This window comes from Candidatus Delongbacteria bacterium (assembly GCA_041675285.1).
Lineage (GTDB): Bacteria > CAIWAD01 > CAIWAD01 > CAIWAD01 > CAIWAD01 > CAIWAD01.
In genome coordinates this window covers 81,477-106,630 of the sequence record JBAYTZ010000013.1, presented here as the reverse complement: position 1 = coordinate 106,630, position 25,154 = coordinate 81,477, and the positions used below count along the sequence as shown (strand labels likewise).

16 protein-coding genes are annotated in these 25,154 nt (G+C 70.7%); 10 read left to right on the top strand and 6 right to left on the bottom strand.

Annotated features, from left to right (window positions below; genetic code table 11):
* Window positions 1-159 precede the first annotated feature (159 nt).
* The 3 genes from WC326_12695 to WC326_12685 all read right to left on the bottom strand — a co-directional run bounded on the left by WC326_12695 (window position 160) and on the right by WC326_12685 (window position 4,862).
* Window positions 160-2,484 (bottom strand): acetate--CoA ligase family protein, encoded by a 2,325-nt coding sequence (locus WC326_12695; GenBank protein ID MFA7331920.1) that lies wholly within the window; start codon window positions 2,482-2,484, stop codon window positions 160-162.
* Window positions 2,485-2,571: 87 nt separating this feature from the next.
* Window positions 2,572-4,044 carry a hypothetical protein gene (locus tag WC326_12690; GenBank protein MFA7331919.1) on the bottom strand — a complete coding sequence of 491 codons (1,473 nt, stop codon included), beginning with the start codon at window positions 4,042-4,044 and terminating at the stop codon, window positions 2,572-2,574.
* Window positions 4,041-4,862 carry a hypothetical protein gene (locus WC326_12685; GenBank protein ID MFA7331918.1) on the bottom strand — a complete coding sequence of 274 codons (822 nt, stop codon included), beginning with the start codon at window positions 4,860-4,862 and terminating at the stop codon, window positions 4,041-4,043. Before WC326_12685 ends, WC326_12690 begins: the two co-directional genes overlap by 4 nt.
* A 10-nt stretch (window positions 4,863-4,872) precedes the next feature.
* Here WC326_12685 and WC326_12680 point away from each other — a divergent pair, with 10 nt between their 5' ends.
* Together WC326_12680 and WC326_12675 are read left to right on the top strand one after the other, a co-directional pair.
* Complete coding sequence (locus WC326_12680) at window positions 4,873-5,712, top strand: DUF4835 family protein (GenBank protein ID MFA7331917.1); 840 nt, start codon at window positions 4,873-4,875, stop codon at window positions 5,710-5,712.
* A 232-nt stretch (window positions 5,713-5,944) separates the two neighbouring features.
* The gene (locus WC326_12675) at window positions 5,945-6,376 is read left to right on the top strand and encodes a hypothetical protein (protein ID MFA7331916.1); all 432 of its coding nucleotides are present in this window, start codon (window positions 5,945-5,947) and stop codon (window positions 6,374-6,376) included.
* A 73-nt stretch (window positions 6,377-6,449) separates the two neighbouring features.
* On the opposite strand, the gene WC326_12670 is transcribed toward WC326_12675, so the two are convergent.
* The 3 genes from WC326_12670 to WC326_12660 form a co-directional block, all read right to left on the bottom strand.
* Window positions 6,450-6,986, bottom strand: a complete 537-nt coding sequence (locus WC326_12670) for a hypothetical protein (protein MFA7331915.1) — start codon at window positions 6,984-6,986, stop codon at window positions 6,450-6,452.
* Window positions 6,983-7,930, bottom strand: coding sequence for a hypothetical protein (locus tag WC326_12665; GenBank protein ID MFA7331914.1), 948 nt, complete (start codon window positions 7,928-7,930; stop codon window positions 6,983-6,985). The genes WC326_12670 and WC326_12665 overlap by 4 nt, the downstream gene beginning before the upstream one ends.
* A 130-nt stretch (window positions 7,931-8,060) precedes the next feature.
* Window positions 8,061-9,305, bottom strand: a complete 1,245-nt coding sequence (locus WC326_12660) for an MFS transporter (protein MFA7331913.1) — start codon at window positions 9,303-9,305, stop codon at window positions 8,061-8,063.
* Window positions 9,306-9,576: 271 nt separating this feature from the next.
* On the opposite strand from WC326_12660, the gene WC326_12655 reads away from it, so the two are divergent.
* The 8 genes from WC326_12655 to WC326_12620 all read left to right on the top strand — a co-directional run bounded on the left by WC326_12655 (window position 9,577) and on the right by WC326_12620 (window position 25,105).
* Window positions 9,577-11,880, top strand: coding sequence for a CotH kinase family protein (locus WC326_12655; protein MFA7331912.1), 2,304 nt, complete (start codon window positions 9,577-9,579; stop codon window positions 11,878-11,880).
* An 84-nt stretch (window positions 11,881-11,964) separates the two neighbouring features.
* The gene (locus WC326_12650) at window positions 11,965-12,339 is read left to right on the top strand and encodes a CrcB family protein (GenBank protein MFA7331911.1); all 375 of its coding nucleotides are present in this window, start codon (window positions 11,965-11,967) and stop codon (window positions 12,337-12,339) included.
* A 229-nt stretch (window positions 12,340-12,568) separates the two neighbouring features.
* Window positions 12,569-12,895, top strand: a complete 327-nt coding sequence (locus WC326_12645; GenBank protein ID MFA7331910.1) for a DUF190 domain-containing protein — start codon at window positions 12,569-12,571, stop codon at window positions 12,893-12,895.
* Between the two features lie 209 nt (window positions 12,896-13,104).
* Complete coding sequence (locus WC326_12640; GenBank protein MFA7331909.1) at window positions 13,105-17,976, top strand: C25 family cysteine peptidase; 4,872 nt, start codon at window positions 13,105-13,107, stop codon at window positions 17,974-17,976.
* A 26-nt stretch (window positions 17,977-18,002) separates the two neighbouring features.
* Window positions 18,003-22,433: a C25 family cysteine peptidase gene (locus WC326_12635; protein ID MFA7331908.1), complete on the top strand. Its 4,431-nt coding sequence runs from the start codon at window positions 18,003-18,005 to the stop codon at window positions 22,431-22,433.
* Window positions 22,434-22,569: 136 nt separating this feature from the next.
* The gene (locus tag WC326_12630; protein MFA7331907.1) at window positions 22,570-23,289 is read left to right on the top strand and encodes a thiamine pyrophosphokinase; all 720 of its coding nucleotides are present in this window, start codon (window positions 22,570-22,572) and stop codon (window positions 23,287-23,289) included.
* Entirely contained in the window at window positions 23,286-24,731 is a 1,446-nt protein-coding gene (locus WC326_12625) for a sodium:solute symporter family protein (protein MFA7331906.1), read from the top strand. The genes WC326_12630 and WC326_12625 overlap by 4 nt, the downstream gene beginning before the upstream one ends.
* Window positions 24,728-25,105: a hypothetical protein gene (locus WC326_12620; GenBank protein MFA7331905.1), complete on the top strand. Its 378-nt coding sequence runs from the start codon at window positions 24,728-24,730 to the stop codon at window positions 25,103-25,105. Before WC326_12625 ends, WC326_12620 begins: the two co-directional genes overlap by 4 nt.
* Window positions 25,106-25,154: the final 49 nt, after the last annotated feature.

The window sequence follows — 25,154 nt, the reverse complement described above, 5'->3', positions numbered from 1 at the left end:
CCAGGTCGGTGCCAGGTCGGTGCCAGGCCGGTGCCAGGCCGGTGCCAGGCTGGTGCCAGGCCGGTGCCAGGTGTCAACGATCTTTCATGTGCACATGAACGCCGTGAGGCCAAGCAGACTCTCCGCTTGGCCTCACGACGGGTGGGGGTTGGTTGACGCTCAGCGCGAACAGAGGTGCCGGCGCAGGTAGCGCGTGGCCTCGTCGGCGTAGCGGAAGACCGGGATGCCGGCGCTCTCCAACTGGCGGACCAGGGGATCGTAGAGCACGCCGGAGTCCACGGCGCAGACGAAGGGTGTCGAACTGGCGGCCCGCAGGGCGGCCAGCCGCGCGCAGATCGCTGTGGGGGCGCTCAGATCCTCGCGGTGTCCGGGACCGGCGGGCAGGGTCTGCATGGCCGCGGTGAGCGGCACGATGGAAACAATGGCCGCGTCCACACCGGAATCCTCCAGCAGCGCTTGCACGCAGGTGGCCCAGACGGCGTCCGTGGCCATGGGCGTCAGGTCCAGCGGATTCTTCACGTCCACCAGGCTGTCCAGCCGCCCTTCCACAAAGGCCCGCTGCAGTTTCTCCCGCGTGTACTCGCTCAGCTTCGCCAGTTCCAGCCGACCCTCGGAGGCCCGGGCCAGATTGTCCGCGATGCCCACGCACTCGAAGCCCGCATTGGAGACCACCGCCACCTGGGGCGCGTGCCCGGCGGGGCCGCGCTCCGGACCCAGGGCCCGGGCCAGCCGCACGCGGTTCTCGAAGTCCTCGAAGGTCTCCGCCAGCTCCACTCCGGCCTCCGGCAGCACCTGGCGGCAGGTCTCGTAGTCGCCGGCGATGGAGGCCGTGTGGCCCGCGCTGGCGCTCTGGCCCTCCGCCGAACGGCCCGCCTTGTAGAGGATCACCCGCCGGCCGGCGCCCGTCAGCGCCCGGGCCAGCCGGGCGGTCTTCAGCCCGTCCAGGTCGGCGAAGCCCTCCACGTAACACGCCACCGTGTCCACCGAGGTGTCGCCCAGCAGGGCCTCCAGGTAGTCGCCCAGGCTCAGGTCCATCTGGTTGCCGTAGGAGACGGCGTAGACCGGATCCAGGTCCGCCAGCCGCGACATGCGGCAGATCATGAAGGCGCCCGACTGGCTGAGCAGGGCCACGCGCCCGGGGGCGTCCTGGCCTTCCCGGGCGGGCCGGGGCAGTTTGTAGTCGGGAATGAACAGCGTGTTGACGCCGGCGTCGCGGTCGTAGACGCCCAGGCAGTTGCTGCCGTTGATCACCGGGCCGCCGCCGGGCAGGGCGCGGGCACGCTCCAGCACCGCGTCGATCCGCGCCTGGATGGCCTCGCCGCCCGCCTTTTCCGCGATGCCGCCCGGGATGACGATGATTGATTCCGCGCAGTCCGCGGCGCAGATGGCCTCCAGCTCCGCCGGGACCTGCTCGGCGCTCACCGCCAGCACCAGCATGTCCACCTTCTCGGGCAGGTCGGCGGGGCGCGCGTAGCAGCGCACGCCGGCGATCTCCTCCGTGTCGGGTTTGAGGATGTGGATGCGCTCCACGGGGAAGTCCGCGTCCAGCAGGTTCTGCAGAATGATCCGTCCTACGTTCATCTTCTGGGAGACGCCCACCAGCGCCACCGAGCCCGGATGCAGCAGGCGGCTGACCTTGCCCACAGGCCGGGAGCGCGGCGCGCCCCGGCGTGGCCCGATACGCATCAGGCCGTCCAGGGGCAGCAGGCGGCCGTCCGTGGCCACCACCAGCGGATTGATCTCCAGCTCCTCCAGGTGCGCGGGGGCCGTCTCGTCCAGCGGGGAGAAGAGGTTGACCAACCGGGCGAAACCCGCCACCAGTTCCTCCAGCTGCTCGGGCTCCACCACCCGGGCCCGCCCGCGGGCCTTGCCGGTCAGGCGCTCCACCACCAGGGTCTGTTCCAGCATGTGGCGGATGCCCGCGCGGTCCAGCAGCAGCGCACTGCGGATGGCGTGTCCGCGGCCGGGCTCCAGCCGCGCGGAGAGGAACTCGGCGTCCGTGCCGCCGATGCCCACGGTGAGCACGCTGCCGAACTCCCTTGAGTGGCGCGCCCCCAGCAGGAGCTCGCGGCCGAGCTCGCCGGGGAAGGCCACGCACTCCACCAGCAGCAGGCCCTCCACTTCGGGATCCTGCGTGCCGTCGCGGCCGTGTTCGCCCTCGTAGCGGCCCCAGGCCCCGGGCACCGCGCCCAGCATCTCCTGGGCGGCCAGGCGCACGGTCGCGGCGTCCTTCTCCACGATGCGCACGCCGCCCACGTCGCTCTTGTGGAGGATCCGGCGCGAGAGAACCTTGAGCACCACCCGGCTGCCCGGCAGCCCCGCCAGCCAGCTCTCGTCCAGCTCGCCCTCCGTCGGCCAGACACGCCAGGCCGGCGTCTCCAGGCCGGCCAGCGCCAGCAGCTCATAGACTTCCGATTCCAGCAGCACCTGCTGGCCGCGCTCCAACGCGGACGTGATGAGGCGGGCGATTGCCTGACGGTCCATGCTTCCTCCGGTTGACCTGTCAGCATGATAACAAAGCGGACAGGGCGGCCGGCGCGGACCGGCCCGGCGACGCCGCCACCCCGCGGCTCAGGAACCGGGCGCGCAGACCCAGCGGACCTGCAGGAGCGGCGCGGGCCCCACGGCGCCGGACTCGTCCTCCACCTCTTTCAGCAGCCAGCCGACGCTGAGCAGGTGGGCGCCCCGGCGTCCCCACCAACCCGCCGCGCAGAGCTGGCGCGACCCCGTGAGCGCGCCGTAGCGCAGCAGGCCGGGCCCTGCGGTCAGGGGCACCAGCCGGGCGGGACCCGAACCGACGGCGGCCAGCACCTGCAGCTGGAGGCCGTGGGAATAGCGCGGACGGCGCCAGCCGCGCGCCAGGCCCAGCTGCCACCAGCGCACCACCCCGGCAGCGCCGCGGGCCTGCTGCCAACTCAGTTCCCAATCCAGGGGCCGCGCCTTGAGCGGTCGCAGGCGCAGGCGCCACTCCTCCCGCCCGGCGCCGCTGGGACGATCCTCCGCCAGACTGTGACGCACGCTCCACGCCAGTCCACTGCCCGCCGGCCCGGGCAGCCGGTCCAGTTCGAGGCTACCCCAGCAGGCGGAGCGCTCCGGTCCGCGGGCCTGGGCATCCAGCCAGCGCAGGGAGAGCGTGCCGGCCAGCTGGCGACCGCCGCGCCGCGCCTGCAGGGCCAGGCCGCCGCCCCACTCCCGCCAGCCCGCGGGTAGCGCGGGGCGCGCGAAGACGCTGGAGCCGCGCCAGCCGCGCCAGACGTCCGCCTGAAGCGTGCTACGACCTTTCAGCCAGACAGCCTGGCACTGCAGCAGCCGATTCTCGCCGGCTTCCCAGGCCAGGGCCAGCTGCCGCTCAGGGCGGCGCCGGATGGCCTGCAGTCCGAGCAGGGATCCGCCCCCGCTGACGGCCGAGCGCCGGCCGGCCAGTCCGTGCAGATCCCAACCCGCCGGTCCCTCCCACGTGCCCCAGCCCAGGACCAAGCGGTCGCGCCAGGCGCCCCAGCGGCGCCGGTTGTCCTCCGCGTGCTCCAGATCCAGCAGGAAACCCGCGCCGTCCGCCCGCAGGTCGCGGCGGTTTGAGGCCAGCAGCAGGCCGCCGCGCAGCGCTCCCCGGCACTGCTCCAGGCTGAGACCGCGCTCGCCCGGGCTCTGGGTGGAGAGGGCGCCCGGCCCCAGCCCCAGGCCGCCGCGCACCCGGCCGGGCAGACCGCCCCGCCCGCGGCCCAGGGCGGCGTGCAGATCTCCCGTCGGCTGCTGGTCGCCCAGGATCACGCGCCAGCCGCGCGGCCCCGCCCAGACCAGCCCGCCCGCCGCGTGCGGCAGCAGGCCCGGCTCGCCATCCCGCCGCCGGCCCGCGCCCTGCAGGCTCCAGGGTCCTCCCGCCAGCTGCAGGCGGCCGCGCCACTCGCCCTGACCTGGGCTGAGGGTCCGGGCGCCCAGTTCGCTCCGGACTTGCCAGACGCTGTCCGCCGGCGCATCCGCCCGGGCCGGGCCGGCCAGCGCCCCCAGCAGCAGCAGCGCGGGCAGGCTGCGCCACAGGCCGTTCATGGCTCCTCCCGCTGCCAGGTCAGGCCCCAGGCGGGCGTGGGCGGCAGCACGGGATGGCTCCACCACGAGGCGCTTAGACTGAGAGTCCGCCAGCGCAGCCGGCCGGCCAGCTCCCAGCCCCGACCGGTGCGCCACGTGGCGGCCAGGCCCTGGCCGGGGGTCTCCCAGACCAGCCCCAGCTGCTCGCTGCGCTCCGTCCCCTCTTGTTCCCAGGCCCAGGCCAGGGCCCAGGTGCGTGTGAGCCGCCAGCCCGCCGCCAGGCTGCGCGCGCTCACCCGGCACTCCGGGATCGGCTCCGAACCGGGCAGCGGCAGGGCCAGGCAGCCGCCCAGCCGCAGGGGACCTTGGCGCCAGTCCGCCAGAGCGCGCAGCCAGCCCGCCCGGGCCGACCAGTCGCCCGCGGCGACCCGGCGCAGTTCCAACCCCGCCCCGACCTGCAACGGCCGCGTGCCGGGCGGCTGCCAGTCCAGCAGGAACTGGCCCTCTTGCCACTCGCCCGCCGTCAACAGGTGCCCGCCGGCCTGCCAGCTGCCCCACTCCGTCGGCAGCACGCCGGCCAGGGCGACGCTGGACAACTCGCGCAGACCGTAGAGTCGCCGCGACCCCAGCCAGAAGCCGGCCCGGCGCGCAGCCAGCCCGCCCTCGAAGAGGACCGCCGGCCCGGGCAGGCTGTCCAGGCTCCAGGCCGCGTGCAGCCAGGGATCCCGCGCCCGGCTGGAGCGCAGGGCCGCGCCGGGGGCGGCGGGAGCGAGACCGGCCAGGCCGGCCAGCAGAATCAGCGGCCACGGCCGGCATTTGATACACTGTGCGCGGTTCACGGAGGTCCTCGTGCGTTTCTGGCTTGCCCTGCTGCTCTGGCTGCCTTCCGCGTTGGCGTTGACGGTGGTGCCGGAGCTCAACCTCAACCTCATCCAGCTCACGCCCGACCAGCGGGCCGAGCTCTTCGATCTGGAAACCCGCCTGACCGACTACCTGAACAGCGTGGACTGGGACCCGGAGGAGACCACCCTGACTCTGCGCATCCCGCTGGCCATCCAGGTCCGCAACGCCATGGAGGGCGGCTCGGCCACGGAGTACATGGGCCTGTTCGCCGGCGGCAACAAGGGCGACTTCAGCATCGACGAGGGCCTCTGGCGCTTCCGGATTCCCGAAGGCCGTTTCGAGCACGACGAAGACAACTTCGACTCCTTCCTCAGCATGCTCGACTTCCACGTCCTGCTGGTGATCGGGTACGAATACGACAAACTGGCCGAGTTCGGCGGCACGCCCATGTTCGAGCGCGCCCGGCGCCTGGGCAGCCAGGCCATGTTCAGCGAGCAGCAGGACGGCTGGGACGAGCGCAACGAGCGCCTCGAACGCCTGCTGGACATGCGCAACAAGGATTTCCGCACCCTGCGCTGGGTCACCCACACGGCCTGGTGGTTCCGTTCCAAGCAGAACAGCCCTTATGACGCCTGGAAGGCCGTGCGTCTGGCGCTGGAACTGGCGGAGCGCATCGACAACCCCACCCAGCTGGCCCCCTGGTTCAAGGCCAATTCCCGCTCCCTGGTCGAGATCCTGGTCCAGGGCCGGGACGTGGACGGCCTCCAGCGCCTGAGCCGGCTGGACAGCCTGGATCCCCAGCGCAGCGAGGCCTACCGGGACGCCCTGCTCGAACTTTCCAAGTAGTCGCCGGTCAACGCCCGTGGGCGGATCCGGGATGCGGTGGGCGGCGGGAATCGGCGGTGAGTTGCGGACGCCGTCCAGCGGAGCAGCGGGTCCACGGTGGCGGAGGCGGCCCCGGGGGGCGGCTATCCTGCAGCGAGGACGGAATCCCGAATTGCTGGCGGGGAGCGAAACAAGAGTTGCCTGACCCGCCCGGGAGCAGTAGACTCGGGTCAACCAAGTCGATAAGTGGTCCATGAAGCGTCTGTTTTCCCTCAGCCTGATTCTGCTCATGCCCCTGCTCGCGCTGGCGGCCTCCCTGCTGCAATTCAGCGGGGACGTGCTGGACGAGCAGACGGTGGAACTACGCTGGCGCGTGGACAGCGTGCAGGGCGTGGCCTCCTTCGAGGTGGAGCGCTCCACCGACGACGAGCACTACCAATTGCTGGGGGAGCGCGTGCTGGTGAACGGCGCGCTGGAGTATTCGCTGCTGGACCATCCGGGGCTGAATTCGGCGGGCGGCTCGCGGGACCGCTTCACGGACATCGAGCAGGTCTATTACTACCGGCTCTATTACGTCCTGCCCTCCGGCGGACGACTGGCCGCCCAGTCCTCGCCCCTGGCCGTGAGTTTCCAGTTCTCCACGGTGGAAGCCACCTGGGGCAGCATCAAGGCCATGTTCCGCTAGCGGGCTTCGCAGCAGACAAGACAGAGCCGGCGTCAGCCGGCTTTTTCGTGGGGGGTCGGGAAGGGGCGGATGCTCAGTCGGGCGGGGTTTCCAGCAGGACGGCCAGCCGGGCGCTGCGCCAGAGGCCCAGTTGTTCGCGGACCTTGCCCAGCAGGTCGGCGCGGGCCTGCAGGCGCTGCTGCTCCAGCAGCTGGACGGCCTCCAGTAGTCGCTCCTGCTCGAGGTTCAGGTCGCTGTGCTCGCGCGTGAGGGGCTCCAGCTTCTCCAACAAGGCGGCCCGCTCGGCGCCCTGTCGGGCCTCCTGGCGCCGCCACTGCTCCCAGAGCGGAAAGAAGCGCTGGCCCGCGGCCTCGTCCAGTTCCAGCTCGCGGCTGAGCACGGCAGGCCAATCCGTTCGACTCTCCGCGGCGCCCATCACCTGCTGCAGGCGCTCACCACGCTGGCTCAGCCCGATCACCGCGATGGCCACGGCCAGACCCAGGAAGAGCAGCTGCAGCGCGCGCAGGCGGCCGGGCGAGGGCGTCAGCTGCTGCCGGCGCCGCTCGAAACGCTCGTACCAGAGGGACGCGGCCCGCCGCCGGGCCTCCTCCTGGGGCGCCTCGGCATTCATGGCCGGTAGTGCCAGACCAGGGCCAGCCGGTTGAGGGAGCCCAGCTCGCCGTAGGAACTCCAGGACCAGCCCAGTTCGAAGCCGTGGGGCAGGCTGCCGCCCAGGCCGGCGGAGAAGCCGCGCGAGCCCTCGCCGGAGACGCCGCCCAGCCGGTCGTCGCCGCGTTCCACCTGATAGCCCAGCCCCAGCCGCCAGCGCCGGGCCACGCGGAATTCACCGCCCAGTTTGACGAAGGGATCGCGATCGCGGATGCCCTGCCAGGCCACGCTCCAGGTGAAGGGCAGGTGGGCCAGGGTCCAGGCGGCGCCCGCCTCCAGGGAGCGGGGCAGGTGGTCCTGGCTCTCGCCCAGGGAGGAGAGCACCACGCCCACGTTGCGCGCGCTGGCCCCCAGTGCGAGTTGGCCGCGCTGCCAGCCGATCCCGGCGTTGCCCAGCAGCGCGCTGGCGGAGGCGTCCTCCACCGACGTGCCGGCATAGCCCGCCTGCAGCCCCGCCTCCAGCCGGCCGCCCCACAGATCGGGCAGGCGGCGGGCCACACCGGCCAGCAGCAGCGTCGCGCCGGCGTCGAAGGAGCCCGTGGACTGGCCCTGCTCGTCCAGACCTTCCAGGTCGCCGTAGTCCAGATGCAGCAGCGACAGGCCCAGGCGCCAGTCCGGCACGCGGTCCGTGCCCCAGCTGGTGCCCAGCACCTGAAGATCCTGCAGGTGGTCCACGTAGAGCAGTCCCAGGGCCTCGCCCTCCAGACCGGCCAGGGCGGCGGGGTTCTGGTGGAAGCCCTCCAGCCCGCGGCCGTCGGCCAGCGCGCTCTCGCCCCGGGCCGCGGCCCGCGAGTCCGGCTCGAAGAGCAGCAGCGGGAAACCGGTGGCGGCACGGGCGTCCAGGGCCGCGCCCAGGGCGCCGGCCAGCAGCCAGGGAATCCAGGATCGGCGGGTGGACGGAAGCATGCGGCATTCCTCTTGGCGCTTGGGTGATGGAAGCGGCGAGACCGGCCGGGCCATTCTATCAACGGCCCCTGCAACATACAACGGGATTCCGTGCGGAACTCCCGCGGCGGCCAGGCTTCCGCAGGCGCGCTCAGGCTTCGCGGAATTCGCGGATGGACCAGCCCGCCAGTCCGCAGGCCGAGGCCAGCAGCGCGATGGCGCCGAAGATAACGGGGATCGGCACCCACTCCGCTGCCAGTCCGGTGAGGGCCACGGAGAGCGCGCTGAAGCCCGTCACGGCCACGCTGATCATGCTGAAGACGCGGCCGTGGAAATCCCGGGGCACCAGCCGCTGCACCAGCGTGGGCCGCGGGATGATGATCAGCGGAATCACCAGCGAGTGGATGGCGATGGTCCACCAGGCGCCCCAGAAGCTGGTCACCCAGAGCAGGGGCAGGAAGGTGATCCCGTCCAGCACGATGCCCCAGAGCAGCAGCCGGCTGTCCCGCAGGTGCCGGCCCAGCCAATGGAGCAGCAGGCTGCCGGCCAGCATGCCCGCGGCGAAGGCCGTCATCAGGTAGGCGTAGGTGCCCGAGTCGCCGCCCAGCACCTGGCGCACGAAGAGCGGCGTGCCCACGATGGCCGGGCCCATGATGAACAGGTTGTCCACCGCCGTGACCCAGAGCAGGGCGCGGATCCGGCGGTCCCCGTGGGCCAGGACCAGTCCGGCGCGGACCTCGGCCAGCGCGCGGGACGCCTCGTGGCGAAGGGAGCCGGCCGGCGGGCGCGGCGGTGCCTCCGGCGCGGCAAGTCGGGGGCCGGGGCGCATGCGCCAGATCAGCGCGAAGGAGGCCAGGTAGCTGAGCCCGTCGGCGCTGAACAGCTGCAGCTCGCCGGTGAGCGGGATGAGCAGCCCGGCCAGCAGGGGTCCGGCCAGCATGGCCAGCTGCCAGCCGCTCTGGATCAGCGTGTTGGCCTGGCGCAGCTCCGTGGCCGGCACCAGCTCCGGGATCAGCGCGTCGCGGGTGGGATTGAAGTGGGCCGTGAACACGGCCATCAGGAAGGTGATCAGCCCGAGCAGCGGGGCGCTCAGCAGACCGGCGGAGGCCAGCAGCGGAATGGCCAGCACCAGCACGGCCCGGGCCAGGTCGCAGCCCAGCAGCACGCGCCGCCGGTCCAGCCGGTCCGCCAGCGCGCCGGCCAGCAGCCCGAAGAGCAGCACGGGCAGGTAGCCGCTCATGGCCACCAGGCCCGTCAGGCCCGCCGAGTCGGTCAGGTCCAGCACCAGCCAAAGCAGGGCGATCTGGAACAGCGCGTCGCCGGCCTGGGAGATCACCTCCCCCAGCCAGAGGCGGGTCAGGTCCGGATGGCGGCGCAGCAGGGTGGTGAATCGCATGCCGCAAGGTAGGGAGTGAACCCGGACGACGGCCCGATCCGCCCCGCCGGACCTTATCTTGTGGCTAGCAGCCTGTCGGACTTGGTCGCTTGGCGGTCTTCATCGCCCCTATCGGCCCGGATTTTCCGCAAGTTTCTTGCGCAGACCACCAGTATGCTCAGCGAAACTTCCGAAGAACCGGTCTCGATATGGGCGTGAATCCCATCCAAGGCCCAAGCCCGACAGACTGCAAGGCGCCGCCTCGTGACGCCATCCAAACAAGGACCTCCCCATGCCCCTCTTTCTGCTGATCCTGCTGGGCCTGCTGCACGGCGGCGCCCGCGCCCAGGACGACTCCTGGATGCTCTACGACGACAGCCAGGTGGCGCGCTACGAGGTCAGCGTCGATCCCGTCGCCCTGCAGTGGATCTACGACAACGTGGACAGCGACTCCCTGCACCTGGCCCAGCTCCACCTGCAGAATCTCTACCTGGACGAACAGGTGGCGGACGTGGGCCTGCGCCTGCGCGGCAACACCAGCCGCAACGCGCAGAAGAAGTCCTTCAAGATCTCGTTCAACGACTTCGTCCCCGGCCGCGAGGTGCACGGCGTGGACAAGCTCAACCTGAACGGCGAGCACAACGACCCCTGCATCACGCGCAGCAAGCTCTGCTTCGATCTGTTCGGCCGCATCGGCCACGTGGCCTCGCGCGCCTCCCACGGCGAGCTCTGGATCAACGGCGACTACTTCGGGCTCTACGTCTCCGTGGAGCACGTGGACGACGAATTCCTCAAGAAGAACTTCCCCCATCCAGACGGCAACCTCTGGAAGTGTCTCTACCCGGCGGACCTGGCCTGGCGCGGCGACAGCCCCGAGGACTACAAGCACGAGCAGGACGGCCGGCGCGTCTACGAGCTGACCAGCAACGAGGAGGAGGACGACTACTCGGCGCTCTTCCGGTTGATCCGCATCCTGCACGACACCTCGGGCAACGCGCTGGAGGATTCCCTGCACCAATACCTGGACGTGGCCGGCGTGCTGGAGTACTTCGCCGTCAACGTGCTGACCGGCGGCTGGGACGATTACTGGTACTTGAGCAACAACTACTACTTGTATCACGACCCGGTGGACGACCGGATGACCCTGATCCCCTACGACTACGACAACACCTTCGGCGTGGACTGGTTCGGCGTGGACTGGTCCCAGCGCAACCCCTACACCTTCGGGAACAGCAACCGGCCCCTGGCGGACCGCCTGCTCTCCCGGCCGCGCTGGCGCAACCTCTACACCCACATGCTGGAGCACCACCTGACCCACTCCCTGCAGCCCGCCGCCTGGCAGCCCCGGCTGGACGAGTTGCTGACGCAGCTGACGCCTGCGGCGGCGACGGATTCCTTCCGCACGCTGGACTACGGCTTCACCATGAACGATTTCAGCCAGGGTTTCGGCGTGGACTACGAGAACGCCCACGTCAAGCGCGGCCTGCGCGAGTTCCTGGACCGGCGCGCGGCCAGCCTGCCCGGGCAGCTGGCCTGGCAGTCGGCGGGTCCGGTGGTGTATCACCTGGACGCGCAGCCGCCGCTGCCCGGCGACAGCCTGCGCGTGAGCGCCGCGGCCTTCGTCCACGACGCCTCCCTGGAGTGCTGGCTGCGCTGGCGTCAGGTCGGCGCCACCGAGTGGCAGCAGAGCGCCATGTCCTTCACGGGGGAGGCCCAGGCTCCGGTGCTGCGGCTGGCCGACCGCTACCAGGGCGGTCTGCCGCCCATGGCGCCCGGCACGCGCCTGGAACTGCAGGTGCTGGCGCTGGACGAGCTGGCCCGCCCGCACCTCTACCCGCCGCGGCCGCTGGAACTGGGCTGGCCCGCCGCGCCCCGGCTGGTGCTGAACGAGTTCCTGGCGCTGAACGAGAACGGCATCACCGATCCGGCGGGCGATCACGAGGACTGGGCCGAGCTGGTCAATCCGGGAAGCGAGCCCGTGCTGCTGGACGGCCTGCACCTGAGCGACGATCCCGACGACCCGGGCAACTGGGCCTTTCCCGCCGGCACGGGCGAACTGGCCGGCGGCGCCTATCTGCTGATCTGGTGCGACAACGAGGAAGAAGAGGCCGGCCTGCACGCGGGCTTCCGCCTGAGCGGCGACGGCGAGTCCCTGGTGCTGAGCGACGTGGACGGCCTGACGGTGCTGGACCGGGTGGACTTCGGCCCCCAGCAGGACGACGTGGCCTGGGGCCGCCTGCCCGACGTCACCGGCCCGTGGCAGGCCCTGACCCCCAGCCCTGGCCTGCCCAACGACGGCACGGGTCTGCCCGCCTTGCGGCCCCGCTCGGCCGAACTGGCGCTGGCCGCGGCGCCCAATCCTTTCAACGGCGGCCTGCGCCTGACCCTGACGGGCTTTGCCGGGCCCGCCCGGCTGGAGATCTACAACCTGGCCGGCCAGCGCCTCCATCAGGAAGAGCTGCCGGCGGGCGGGGCGGCAGACCGGACGGTCACGCTGGCCGGCGCGAACTGGGAGGCTCTGCCCTCCGGCCTGCTGCTGCTGCGGGTCAGCGGTTCCCGCGGTTCGGCCAGCCTGCGGGTGGCCCATCTCAAATAGCTTGCCCAGTGGACCTGCCGCCGCCGCGGCCCGACACGGAGACCTCGACGTCATGCCCATCCTCTGCCGATCGGACGCGCCATGCTGACGAAGCTCCTGCTGCTGGCCGGGGCCGGCGCCCTGGGCACCCTGGCCCGCTACGGCCTGGCCGGGCTGGTCCAGCAGCAGGCCGGCACGCGCTTTCCCTGGGGCACGCTCACCGTCAACCTGCTGGGCTGCCTGCTCTTCGGCTTCCTCTGGGGCCTGATGGACCAGCGCCTGCTGCTCCCGCCCGGCTGGCGCGCGCCCCTGCTGATCGGCTTCCTGGGCGCCTTCACCACTTTTTCAACCTGGATCTTCGAAAGCGGCCAGTTCCTGCAGGGCGGCCAGTGGCTGGCGGCGGGGGCCAACCTGCTGCTGCCCCCGCTGGTGGGCCTGCTCAGCCTGGCCCTGGGTCTGGGTCTGGCGCGATTGGTCTAGTGGACCGATTCTCGTGAGATGTCGGATGATGATGCGTACACTCCGTCCAGTGCAAGGCGCAGGCCCGCAGGCGTAGCGGGGCTACGCCAAGGGGCTGCAACGCAGCAATGGGCGGCGTGGACGCTTCCCGAAGGGTTTGCGTCATCGATGCACCATCTCTCGTCACACAGAATCAGCAAACAGCATCTGACAGATCACGGGAATTGGTCCACTAACCCGGGAGGCCGGAATGGAACTGCAGGACGCCTGCCTGTTGCGCCTCTACATCAGCGAGACCGACCGCCTGGACGGCCGCCCGGCCTGGGAGGCCCTGCTGGCCTTGGCCCTGGAGGCCGGGCTGGCCGGGGGCACGGTCCTGCACGGCGTGGCCGGTTTCGGGACCCGGCACCAGCTGCACGCGGCCAAAGTGCTGCGGCTGGCGGAGAAGCTGCCGCTGGTGGTGGAACTGGTGGACGAGTCCCCGCGGCTGGAGGCCTTCCTGGCCCAGGTGGGTCCCCGGTTGACGAGCGGCCTGGCCACCCTGGAGAAGGTCCGCGCCCTGCCGCTGGGCGGGTAGAGGCGGGCCTTCCACCACCCCGCCAAGTGTTTGATTTCCCCGCGGCTGGACCGTTCCGCTTTCTTTTTTAAAGCTGGAATTGTCTTGAACCTCGGGAGCGACCGCGCTATACTCTTCCGAAGCCCAACCGACTTCACACGTTTTCTCACACTACGCGACAGGTTCCACCGGAACGGAGCCGGTCCGCGTCTATGCACATGAGGTAGCACATGTCGTGGCGAACCCCCCACGCCCTGGTTCTGGCTTTGCTGATGGCCGGAGGCCTGTCCGCAGCCCCGTCCCTCTCGCTGCAGCCCGTTGGGAACGGGCAGACCTGGCAGTTGGAGATCACCTTCGACGCTCCCCAGTTCGTGGAGAGCGACCAGGGCGGCGTCAGCGGGCACGAGGTCCTGCTTGACGGCGCGGGTTGGATCGGCCGTTCCGGCGCGCCGGATCTTCCCAGCGTCCAGCGCCTGCTGGAGATTCCCGATTTCTCGGGCGTGCAGTTGACCCTGGTGGACGGCGATTTCGAACTCGTGCCGGACATCCACGTCCTGCCCTGCCAGGAGCGCCTGCACACGGATGCCGAGCTGCCGCTGGCCTGGGTGGAGGACGTAGCCCTCTACGCCACCAATGCCTTCTGGCCGGGTCAGCCCTACGAACTGGGCACGCCGGCCCTGCTGCGCAACCATCGCGTGGTGACCGCCTCCTTCCAACCTGTTCAGGTCAACCCCGTCACCGGGACGGCCAAGGTCTGGCAGCGGATGGTGTTCGACGTGCGCTTCGATGGAAGGAACCCGCTCAACGCGCGGACCTTCCAGCTCGCCAGCCAGGACTCGCCGCTGGATCGCGCCGTTCGTCAGCAGATCACCACCGTCGATTCCCCGGATGCGGCCCCCCTGGAGACGGGCTGGTTCGACACGGGCCGGCTGCCCGGGAACTACCTGGTTTTCGCCAACACCACGGCCCAGGCCAACCCGGCCTTCGTGGACCTGATGAACTGGAAGCGCAAGAAGGGCCACCGGGTGGTCCTGGTCAGCCAGAACGACCTCAGTTTCACCACGGGCAACATCCGCAACCGGATCATCGCCGAATACACCGGCGCCAACCCGGTGGACTTCGTCCTGCTGGTGGGCGACGTGGACGGAACCTTCGCCATCCCCACGGACGGCACCGCCTACGACCACTTCTACGCCACGGTGGACGGCACGGACATCCTGGGCGACGTGGCCGTGGGCCGCTTGTCGGTGGACAACGCCACCCAGTTGGCCACGGTCTGCAACAAGATCCTGCAGTACGAGTCCGCGCCCTACGTCGCCAGCACCGGCTGGTTCAACCACGCCGTCCTCCACGTGGGTAGCAGCGCGTGCTACCTGTCCATGAAGCATCTCAGCCGCAGCATCGCGGCCGAGATGGTGGAACGGCGGGGCTACAACGACATCGACACCAACTTCTGCGTGGACGCCAGCCAATTGCCCAGCTGGTTCAGCAGCGGCATCTCCTTCTACAACTACCGCGGCTACATCGGCATGGACGGGTTGTCCAACGCCACCATCATGGCGCTGGCCCAGGGCCCGCGCACCCCGGTGGCCACCATCTTCACCTGCTCCACGGGCGATTTCAACAGCGGGGACGACTTCACCGAGTCCTTCCTGATGGCGGGCGACCCCTCCAACCCGGGCGGCGCCGTGGCCTGCATGGGATTCGCCACCTCCAGCACCCACACGCGCTACAACAACGTGGTCGTGGGCGGCTACTACTCGGGATTGTTGGAGCATGACCTGCCCAGCGTGGGCGCCTGCCTGCTGCAGGGCAAGTACGAACTCTACGCCACGCTGCCCCCCAGCGAGCAGTACCAGGCGGCGAACTTCGCCAACTGGGGCAACCTGATGGGCGACCCGGGCACGGAGCAATGGGCCGGCACTCCGGCCGCCTTGGCCGTGAACACCCCCTCCACCCTGGGCCTGGGGGCCAACTACCTGACCCTGACGGTGACGAGCGGCGGCCAGCCGGTGGCGGACGCGGCGGTCTGCCTGTGGCAGGACCTGGCCACGGACATCCAGGTGAAGGGCCTGACCAACGCCGCCGGGCAGGTGACGCTGAACTTCAGCGGCCTGCAGGCCGGGACCGTGTACGTGACGACGACGGAGCACCGCCATCAGCCCCTGCTGCAGACGGTGACCGTGGGTGCCGCGACGGCCGCGCCCACGGTGGCCTCGGTGGGGGCGGGCATCGGCCTGCTGCCGGGTGGCGGAGCCCAGGCGGTGAGTCTCACGCTGCAGAATCGCGGCAGCGCCACGATGACGAACCTGGTGCTGACCCCCAGCCTGCCGCCGGCCTATGGCAGCATCAACACGCCCACGCTGAGCGTGGCCAGCTTGGCGGCCGGCGCCTCGCACACCTTCAACGGCCTGACCATCAGCCCGCTGGGCAGCCTGGGAGACGACGCGGTCCTGCCCTTGGGCCTGTCCGTGGCCAGCACCCAGGGCACGTATTCCCTCCAGGCCCTGGTGCCGCTGGCGGGTCCGGAGCTGACGCCCAACTCGGTCACCGGCACGCTCAGCCCCGGACAGACCGGCAACGTCACGCTGGGCATCCGCAACACGGGCGCCGTGTCCGGAACGGGCATCTCCCTCACGGTGACCTCCACCCTGCCGGACGTGCTGACGGTCAACAGCGGGGCCATCTCCGCGGGAACCATCGCGGCGGGGGGCACCGGCTCGGCGGTGCTCAACCTCACGGTGGCCGGCGGCGCCAATCGGGGCCAACCCGTCCCCCTGACCGTGGCCTGGACCAGCCAGGGCGGCAGCATCAGCGGCTCCTACACCTTCCTCTTCACCGTGGGCGCGGCCCTGTCTGCCACCGATCCCACCGGCCCCGACGCCTACGGCTATTGGGCCTATGAGAACGGCGACGCCTCCGGGTACGCCCCGGTCTACAGCTGGTACGCCATCAGCGCGCCGGAGGGCGGGTCCGGGACCGAAGTGTCCCTGACGGACGACGGCAACGAGCAGGACGACGGCGCCTGGGTCAACCTGCCCTTCACCTTCAACTACTACGGGCGCTCCTACTCGCAGGCCATGGTGTGTTCCAACGGCTTCATCAGCTTCGACGAGGCGGGGTTCGGGGAATTTGACTTCCGCAACCACACCTTCCCCACCAGCATGGGACCGGACGCCATGATCGCCCCCATGTGGGACGACCACCTCACCACCGGCAGCACGCGCGGCGCGTGGACCTGGTTCGACGGCACGGCCCACGCCTTCGTGATCAGCTGGTACAACCTGAGCGCCAACTCCAGCGGCGGACCCAACTCCTTCCAGCTCGTGCTCTACGATCCGGCCTACTATCCGACCAGCACGGGGGACGGTCCCTTCAAGTTCCAGTACCAGACCTTCAACGACACCCAGACCGCCGGGACGGACTTCCCCTACTGCTCCATCGGGTTCAAGGACCACACGAGCACGATGGGCCTGACCCTGCGCCACTGGACCCAGCAGCCCACCACCACCACGGCCGTCGCGGCGGGTCGGGCCATTTACATCAGCACCCTGTCCGGTGATTTCGTGGACGTCATCCCCCCGACGGTGATGGTCACGCCCGTGGGCACGATCTACGCGCCGTCCCCCGTCACGGTCCAGGCCCAGGCCTCGGACATGAGCGGGCTGGCCAGTGTCACGCTGCGCTACCGCATCAACGCCGGCGCCTGGACCCCGCTGGCCATGGCCTACGACGGCACCTGGTACACGGGGACCATCCCGGGCCAGAGCGCGGGCACGCAGGTTGAGTTCCAGATCGACGCCACGGATGCGTCCGACAACCACAACGTCACCACGACGGCGACCACGTCCTACACCGTGCAGGTGGACGCGGCCCCGCCGGTGATCGCGGTCGTCCCGCTGACCTTCGTGCAGCCCGGCGAGACCCCGTCCGTCAACTGCACGATCAGCGACGTGACGGCGATCAGCTCCGCCCTGCTCCTCCACCGCGTGGGGGCCGGAGCCTGGCAGAGCAGCGCCATGCTGCACACCAACGGCGAGAGCTGGGTCGGCGTCCTGCCGGCCTACAACCTGGGCAGCAGCGTGGAGTACTACGTCCGGGCCACGGACAGCGCGGCGGCGCCCAACTCGGCGGACAGCGGACACTTGAGCTACACGATCGTCGACGGCAATCCCCCCACCGGTCCGGACGCCGGCGGCTACCGCTGGTATGACAGCATGGATGCCGGGGAAGGCCCCGACTTCGTGTGGATGGACATCGCCGGCCAGGGCACCCCGCTGGTGGACTCCGACGACGTCTCACAGACCATCGGCCTGCCCTTCCCCGTCACCTACTACGGCACGAGCTTCACCACGCTGACCGTCTGCTCCAACGGCTGGGTCGCGCTGGGCAGCACCGGGGGAGCCTCGTACTCCAACACCGCCCTGGCCGTGGGCCAGGACGAGGCCAACATGCTCTGCGCCTTCTGGGACGACCTCCACCCCGGCAGCGCGGGCGAGGTGCGGGCGGCGGCCAGCGTCGCGGGCGACCGCTTCGTGGTCTCGTGGATCGGCGTGCCGCGCTACGGCACCAACAACCTGCAGACCTTCCAACTGGTCTTCCTCAACACCAGCGTGTACCCCACCGTCACCGGTGACACGCCGGTCCTGGCGCAGTACCTGCAGGTGACGGACGCCTCCAGCTGCACGGTGGGCCACCAGAACAGCACGCGCACCGTGGGCATCACCTACCTGAACAACGGCACCTTGGCCGCCAACGCCGCCCCCGTGGTCAGCGGGCAGGCCCTGCTGCTCACCACCGGCCAGATGCCCCTGACGCCGGTGAGCGGATTGCAGATCGCCAGCAGCGGCAGCAACGTGCAACTCAGCTGGACGGCCAACGGCTCGTCCAGTTACCGCGTGTACGGCGGCGACGCCTACGGGCCGCGTGACACGGTGGACGCCACCGTGACGAGCACCAGCGTCACGCTGCCCATTACCAGCGCCATGCGCTCCTTCGATGTGCGTGGCACGAACAACTACCAGGGCGCCGCCCTGGCCGCCGCCCGCGCGGGCTGGCTGCCCGTGACGGTGCTCGAGCGGCATGCCCCGCAAGTGAAATGATGCACACCGAGCCAAGGAGTACCTGGATGATGATGGATCGCTGGACACGCGCCGGACTGCTGGTCCTGGCGCTGGGAACAGCCGCCCAGGCCGCGCCTGTGGTGGATGTGCGCGCCACGGCGGGCGACGCGGGCGCCCGGTTGGTGGAGCTGCGCTTCGACGCGCCGGAATTCGCTCCGGTGGCGACGGGCGCGGGCTTCGAGGTCGCCCTGGACGGCGCCGGCTGGATCGGCCAGCCCGGGGCGCCGGACCTGCCCTCGGTGCAGGAGCTGTTCGAGTTGCCGGACCGCTCCGGCGTCCAGCTGCGGCTGGTGGAAGGGGACTGGGAGATCCTGCCCGGCCTGGACGTGGTGCCCTGCCAGGAGCGTCTGGCCACCGAGGCCGAGCTGCCGCTACCCTGGGTGCGGGACGAACTTCTCTACAGCACCGACCAGTTCTGGCCCGCCCAGACCTGGGAGCTGGGCGAGCCGGCCCTGATGCGCAACCGGCGCGTGGCCAAGGCCAGCTTCTTCCCCGTGCAGGTGAATCCCGTCACGGGCGAGGCCCGGGTCTGGTCGCGCATGGTCTTCGAGCTCTCCTTCGCCGGCGAGGATCCGCGCAACGCGCGGACCTACGAGCTGCCCGCGCGTGACACGTCGCTGGACCGGATGCTGGAGAGCCAGGTGGTGCGCACCGTCAGCGGGGACGGGGCATTGCGCGACCTGCTCTTCGACCGCGGCCCCCTGCCGGGCAAGTACGTGGTCTTCGTCAAGAGCGCCGGCGCGACCAATCCCGGCCTGGTGGCCCTGCTGGACTGGAAGCGCAAGAAGGGCCACCCGGTGGTGGTGGTCACGGATTCGGAGATCTCCTTCACCACGACGGCCATCCGCGCGCGGATCACCACGGAGTACCAGAGCGCCGATCCCGCGGCCTTCGTGCTGCTGGTGGGTGACGTGGACGGCGACTACGCCCTGCCCACCGACGGCGGCACTTACGACCATTTCTACGCCATGATCGAGGGCGGGGACATCCTGGGCGACGTGGCGGTGGGCCGCCTGTCCGCGGGCAACGCCACCCAGCTCAACACCATCTGCGCCAAGATCCTCCAGTACGAATCCACGCCCTACGTGGAGAACGACAGCTGGCTGCGCCGGGCGGGGCTCACCGTGGGCTCCAGCGTCTGTGGCCTCTCCATGAAGATCCTCAGCCGGAACATCGGCGCGGAACTGGTGGAGCGCCGGGGCTACACGGCCATCGACACGGCCTTCTGCAGCGGCTCCGCCCACGTGACGGACTGGTTCCAGGAAGGGCTCAGCTTCTACAGCTACCGCGGCTGGGTGGGCATGGAAGGCCTCGACATCAACCAAGTGATGGCCATGACCCAGGGTCCGCGCACGCCGGTGGCCACCATCTTCACCTGCGGCACGGGGGACTTCAACTCCGGCGACGACTTCACCGAGGCCTTCCTGCTGGCCGGAAACGCCGGCACGCCGGGCGGCGCCGTGGCCGCCATGGGCTTCGCCACGCTCAGCACCCACACGCGCTACAACAACGTGGTCGTGGGCGGCTACTACGGCGGCCTGCTGGAGTACGACGCGCCGGAAGTGGGCGCCTGCCTGCTGCAGGGCAAGTATGAGCTCTACCGCACCCTGCCGCCCAGCGAGCAGGGCAACGCGGCCAACTTCGCCTACTGGGGCAACCTGATGGGCGACCCGGGTACCGTCCAGTGGGCGGGCGCGCTGGCCCCGCTGAGCGCCACCGTGCCGGCCACCCTGACCACGGGGGCCAACCACCTGACGCTGACCCTGACCTCGGGCGGCCAGCCGGTGGCGGGCGTGGTGGTCTGCGCCTGGCAGGACCTGGCCACGGACATCCAGAGCCGCGGCCTGACGGACGAGAACGGCCAGGTCACCCTGGCCTTCACGGGCCTGCAGCCGGGGACCCTGCACGTGACGGCCTCGCATCGGCGCCACGTGCCGCTGCTGAACACCGTGACCGTGAGCACAGGCACGGCCAATCCGGCGCTGGCCGGCGTGAACGTCGGCGCGGGCCTGCTGCCCAACGCCACGGCCCAGGCGGCCTCCCTGACCATCTCCAACCAGGGCAGCGCGGCCCTGACCAACCTGAACATCGGCGCCACGCTGGACGTCCAGTACGGCGCGCTGATCAATCCGGGCCTGACCCTGGCCAGTCTGGCCGCGGGCGCCAGCCATACCTTCACGGGCCTGCAGGTGGCTCCCGCCCTGGGCCTGCCCAGCGGCACGCTGGTGCCCGTCCTGCTGCAGGTGGGCAGCAGCCAGGGGAGCTTCCCCCTGCTGGCCCGCTTGCCGGTCATCGCCCCGGACCTGGTGCCGGGTGTGCCCAGCTATCCCGCCGGCTCGCTGGAGCCCGGCTCCAGCGCCACGGTGCGAATGAGCCTGCGCAATCTGGGCACGCTGGCCGGCACGGAGCTGGAACTCACTTTCACGCCCCAGGTGGAGGACATGCTGACCACCCCGGGCGCGCCGCTGGTCGTGGGCGATCTGGCCGTGGGCGCCAGCACCAACGTGGACGTGACCATGGGCGCGCTGGCCTCGGTCAACCGGGGCCAGCCCGTGCCCGTGCGCGTGGACTGGAGCAGCCACCACGGCAGCCTGGAAGGCAGCTTCTACATCGTGGTGACGGTGGGCGGCGCGCTGAGCGCCACGGATCCCACGGGTCCCGACGCCTACGGCTACTGGGCCTACGAGAACGGCGACAACTCGCCCCTGGCCGCGGATTACGCCTGGTACGCCATCAGCACGCCCGAGGGCGGCCCGGGCAGCGAGGTCCTGCTCAACGACGACGGCAACGAGCAGGATGCTGGCCGCTGGGTGAACCTGCCCTTCGCCTTCACCTACTACGGCCAGACCTACACGAGGGCGGCGATCTGCTCCAACGGCTTCCTCAGTTTCGACGAAGGCGGTTTCGGAGAGTGGGACTTCCGCAACCACGTGCTGCCCTCCTCCATGGGGCCGGACGCCATGATCGCCCCCATGTGGGACGACCACCTGACCACGGGCACGACCCGCGGCGTCTGGACCTGGTACGACGCGGCGGCCCACGCTTTCGTGATCAGCTGGTACAACCTGACTGCCAACTCCAGCGGCGGACCAAACACCTTCCAGTTGGTGCTCTACGATCCGCTCCACTATCCGACCCAGACCGGTGACGGACCCTTCAAATTCCAATACGCCGTTTTCAACGACACCCAGAACGCCTCGACGGACTTCCCCTACTGCACTGTGGGGTTCAAGGACGAGACCAGCACGCGGGGCATGACCATCCGGCACTGGACCCAGCAGCCGGCCAGCACGAGCACGCTGGTCGCCGGGCGCGCGATCTACTTCAGCACCCCGTCCGGACCCGTGGAGGACACCAATCCGCCCAGCCTGCTGGTGACGCCCGTGGGCACGGTCTTCGCCGGCGAGGTCGTCACGGTCCAGGCCACCATCACCGACTACAGCGGCGTCGCCTCGGCCACGCTGAACTGGCGGCTGGCGGAGGGCGTGTGGAACACCCTGCCCATGACCCAGTCCGTCAACGTCTGGACGGCGCAGATTCCGGGACAGCCGAACGGCGCCGACGTCGAATTCACCATCAGCGCCGTGGACGCCTCGGAGTTCGCCAACAGCGGCACCAGCGCGCTGTTCACCTACTCCGTGCACACGCTGATCTTCGCCGAGGGCTTCAACGGCGCCAGCACCTTCACGCACGAGGGCGGCGGCGGCCTCACGGACCAGTGGCACCTGGAGAGCGCCCGGGCCTACGAAGGCAGCCAGAGCTGGAAGTTCGGCGGCACCGACACGCTGGACTACGCCAACAGCGCCGGCGGCATGCTCACTTCGCCCGTCATCACGCTGCCCGCCGACTGCGGCCAGATCCGCGCCTCGCTGCAGAGCTGGGTGCGGGGCGAGACCTCCGGCAGCTACCCGGATTCGTGCTACGACGGCGGCCTGATCCAGTGGCGCCTGAACGGCGGCGACTGGACGGATGCCGCGACCAGCCCTGTGTTGACCCACAATCTGCGCTGGACCACGGCCACGGCGGCCCTGCGCGCCTGGCTGGGCTTCCCGCGCATGCTGTTCAGCGGCAACGGCAGCGGCTGGGTTCCCATCACCCTGGCCATTCCCGACGGCACCACCAGCGTGCAGCTGCGCTGGCTCTTCGGCAGCGACACCGGCACCTCGCGCGAGGGCTGGTACGTGGACGACTTCCGTCTCACGGCCGTGCTGCCCCAGGGCGAGCTGGCCACCGTCGGCGACCTGAGCATCAGCGCGGCCAGCAACCAGGTCTTCCTGGGCTGGAGCGCGGTTCCCGGCGCGCTGGCCTATCGGGTCTACGAGAGCACGGGCGCCTACGACGGCATCCCGGTCCTGGTGGGTGAGACCAGTTCACCCGCGCTGCAGCTGCCGCAGTCCGGCGCGCGCAAGTTCTACACGGTGCGCGTGGTCTACTGAGCGACCGCCAGCCAAGCCTGACAAGGCGCCGGAATCCGCTGGGTTCCGGCGCCTTTCTCGTGGCCCGGCGCGGCGCCGCTGTTGGCATTCTGGCTGGCATGCTGTTGTTTGGGACCGTCAATCCCAGGATGCCGGAATGCCCGAATCGCCCACTCCCCTGCTGATCCTCAACGGCCGCGCCCCGACGGCGCTGCTGGCCCGACTGCGGCCCGCCGCGCAGCCCGGCTGGGTCGACCTGCCGGCTCCGCTGCCCGTGGAGATGGGGGAGGAGGGCGCCGCCTGGACGCGATCGGGTCCGCTCTGGGCCGCCGACGGCGGGGCCAACACGCTCCACGCCGCCGCGCTGCCCGCGGCCTGCGTCGTGGGGGACCTGGACAGCCTGACCGCCGAGGCCCGGCTCTGGCACGTGAGACACGGCGCTCGGCTGCTGGAGTGCCCGGAGCAGGACGACAACGATTTGGAGAAGGCCCTGCGGCACCTGGCGGCCGCCGGGTGCCCGCGCTGCTGGGTGGGCGGTTTCGAAGGAGATCGGCTGGACATGCTGCTGGGCTTGGCCGCGCTGCTGGACGTCCCGGGCGCGCCGGCGCTGCGTCTGGCGGGAGAGCAGCAGATCCTGCTGCCGCTGGGTCCGGGCGAGCACGTGTTTCCGGTCGCAGCCGAGGAAGCCTTCAGCCTGCTGGCGCCTGCGGGCTGCCGTCTGAACCTGGCGGGCGCGCGCTGGGGCGGCCCCGGCCTGGAACTGCGGCCCGGCTGCCACGGCGTCTCCAACCGCGCGCTGGGCGGCCAGCTGCGGCTCACCGTGCTGCAGGGCCGCGTGCATCTGGTGCGCCAGGCCCCCTGGGGATCGGACGCGTGATCCACGCCACCCCCCTCTCCCTGCTCATCATCGCCCTCTGCACGCTGGGCGTTCCCCTGCTGGGCTACTGGGCGGGGCGCCGGGCCGACGCGGCCCAGTTCCTGACCATGGGGCGCGGCCTCACGCTGCCGGCCTTCGTGGCCACGCTGGTCTGCACCTGGTACGGCGGCATCCTGGCGGTGGGCGAGTACACCTGGCAGTGGGGCCTGGTGAACTGGCTGGCCCTGGGCGTGTTCTACTACGTGTTCGCCGGCGTCTACGCGCTCTTCCTCTCGGACCGCCTGCGCCGCTCCCACGCGCTCAGCATTCCCGAGGAGATCGCCCGGGCGCACGGACCCGCCGCCGGGCGGCTGGCCGCGCTCTACACGCTGCTGATGGTCTCTCCGGCGCCGCACATCCTGATGACCGCCCTGCTCCTGGGCGGGCTGGCGGGGCTGCCCCTGGCCTGGAGCCTGCCGCTCACCGTGGCGCTCACCGTGGGCTACGTGTGGAAGGGCGGGTTGCGCAGCGTGGTGGTGACGGACCAGCTCCAGTTCCTGCTGATGTTCGCCGGCTTCGGGCTGGCGCTGGGCTGGCTGATGCTGGACCGGGGCGGGCTGGGCTGGCTGGCCGCCCAGTTGCCCGCCGGGCACCTGCAGATTCCCGGCGGACTCTCGTGGAGCACCGTCGTGCTCTGGGGCTTCGTGGCGCTCTGGACCCTGGTGGACCCCGGCTTCCACCAGCGCGTGGCCGTGGCCCGCGACGCCCGCACGGCGCGCCGCGGGATCTGGCTCAGCATCGGCTGCTGGTTCGTTTTCGACGCGTTGACCACCGCCTGCGGCCTCTACGCCCGGGCCCTGCTGCCCGATCTGGAGCAGCCGCTGCTGGCCTTCCCGGAGCTCTCGAACCTGCTGCCACCCGTGGTGCAGGGCCTGTTCGTGGGCGGGATGCTGGCCACCGTGCTCTCCACGTTGGACAGCCTGTGCTTTCTCTCCGGCACCACCTTCAGCCGCGACCTGCTGGGCCGGCGGGAGGAACAGGGCCTGCAGGCCCGTGTGCGTTGGGGCGTGCTGCTCACTTCCACGGCGGGCGCGCTGCTGGCCTGGAAGATGAAATCCGTGGTGCAGATGTGGATCGTCTTCGCCTCCCTGGGCGTGCCCGTGCTGCTTCCGGTCCTGCTGGACGCGCTTTGGCGGCCCGCCGCGCCGCGTCCGCAGCGGGGGCTGACGCCGGGTCTGGCCTCGATGGGCGCCGCGGCCCTGGTCAGCGGCGGCTGGATGCTGGCCGGCCTGCTGCACCGCCAGGACGGCTGGCCCGTCTACCCGCTGGGGCTGGAGCCGCTCTACCCCGGGCTGCTGGCCGGCCTGCTGGCCCTGGCGGGCGGTCGCGGGCTCTCCCGCGGGGCGGCGGCTGCGGCTGGTCACACGCCGATCAGTTGTTCTGGAGGAAGAGCCGCGCCGTGATCCGCCTGCGTTCCGGCATCCGCCTGCTGCTGTTGCTGCTGCTGGCCTTCTTCGCCACGCGCTCGGGGCTGCCCGGCGTCGCGCTGCACCACCTGGACAGCCGCGGCTTCATGCAGTGCTGCTGCGGCTGCGACTGCGCCCAGCATCCGCACTCGGCGGACTCCTGCCTGAACCCGCTCAACCATCACATCACCTGCGGCTGCGAGAAGGAGCACCGCCGCGATTACAAGGCGCCCCTGCCGCGCTTCTCCGTCTTCCTGCTCCCGGTGCCGGGTGCGGTTCCCGCGCCGGGCATAGGCCGGGAGGCGCCGGACGAACCCGTGCTGGCCGCCGAACGCCGGGGCTTCCCGTCGGGAGCTTCCCCGCCCCATTGATGTCCGGATGAAAACCTGACGGACAGCCGGCGCACGGGCGCGGGCTTCC

Coding starts and splice junctions, on each gene's coding strand:
- WC326_12640 (MFA7331909.1), top strand. CDS start 13,105: ATGTCGTGGCGAACCCCCCACGCCCTGGTTCTGGCTTTGCTGATGGCC.
- WC326_12675 (MFA7331916.1), top strand. CDS start 5,945: ATGAAGCGTCTGTTTTCCCTCAGCCTGATTCTGCTCATGCCCCTGCTC.
- WC326_12660 (MFA7331913.1), bottom strand. CDS start 9,305: ATGCGATTCACCACCCTGCTGCGCCGCCATCCGGACCTGACCCGCCTC.
- WC326_12630 (MFA7331907.1), top strand. CDS start 22,570: ATGCCCGAATCGCCCACTCCCCTGCTGATCCTCAACGGCCGCGCCCCG.
- WC326_12665 (MFA7331914.1), bottom strand. CDS start 7,930: ATGCTTCCGTCCACCCGCCGATCCTGGATTCCCTGGCTGCTGGCCGGC.
- WC326_12695 (MFA7331920.1), bottom strand. CDS start 2,484: ATGGACCGTCAGGCAATCGCCCGCCTCATCACGTCCGCGTTGGAGCGC.
- WC326_12655 (MFA7331912.1), top strand. CDS start 9,577: ATGCCCCTCTTTCTGCTGATCCTGCTGGGCCTGCTGCACGGCGGCGCC.
- WC326_12670 (MFA7331915.1), bottom strand. CDS start 6,986: ATGAATGCCGAGGCGCCCCAGGAGGAGGCCCGGCGGCGGGCCGCGTCC.
- WC326_12645 (MFA7331910.1), top strand. CDS start 12,569: ATGGAACTGCAGGACGCCTGCCTGTTGCGCCTCTACATCAGCGAGACC.
- WC326_12690 (MFA7331919.1), bottom strand. CDS start 4,044: ATGAACGGCCTGTGGCGCAGCCTGCCCGCGCTGCTGCTGCTGGGGGCG.
- WC326_12635 (MFA7331908.1), top strand. CDS start 18,003: ATGATGATGGATCGCTGGACACGCGCCGGACTGCTGGTCCTGGCGCTG.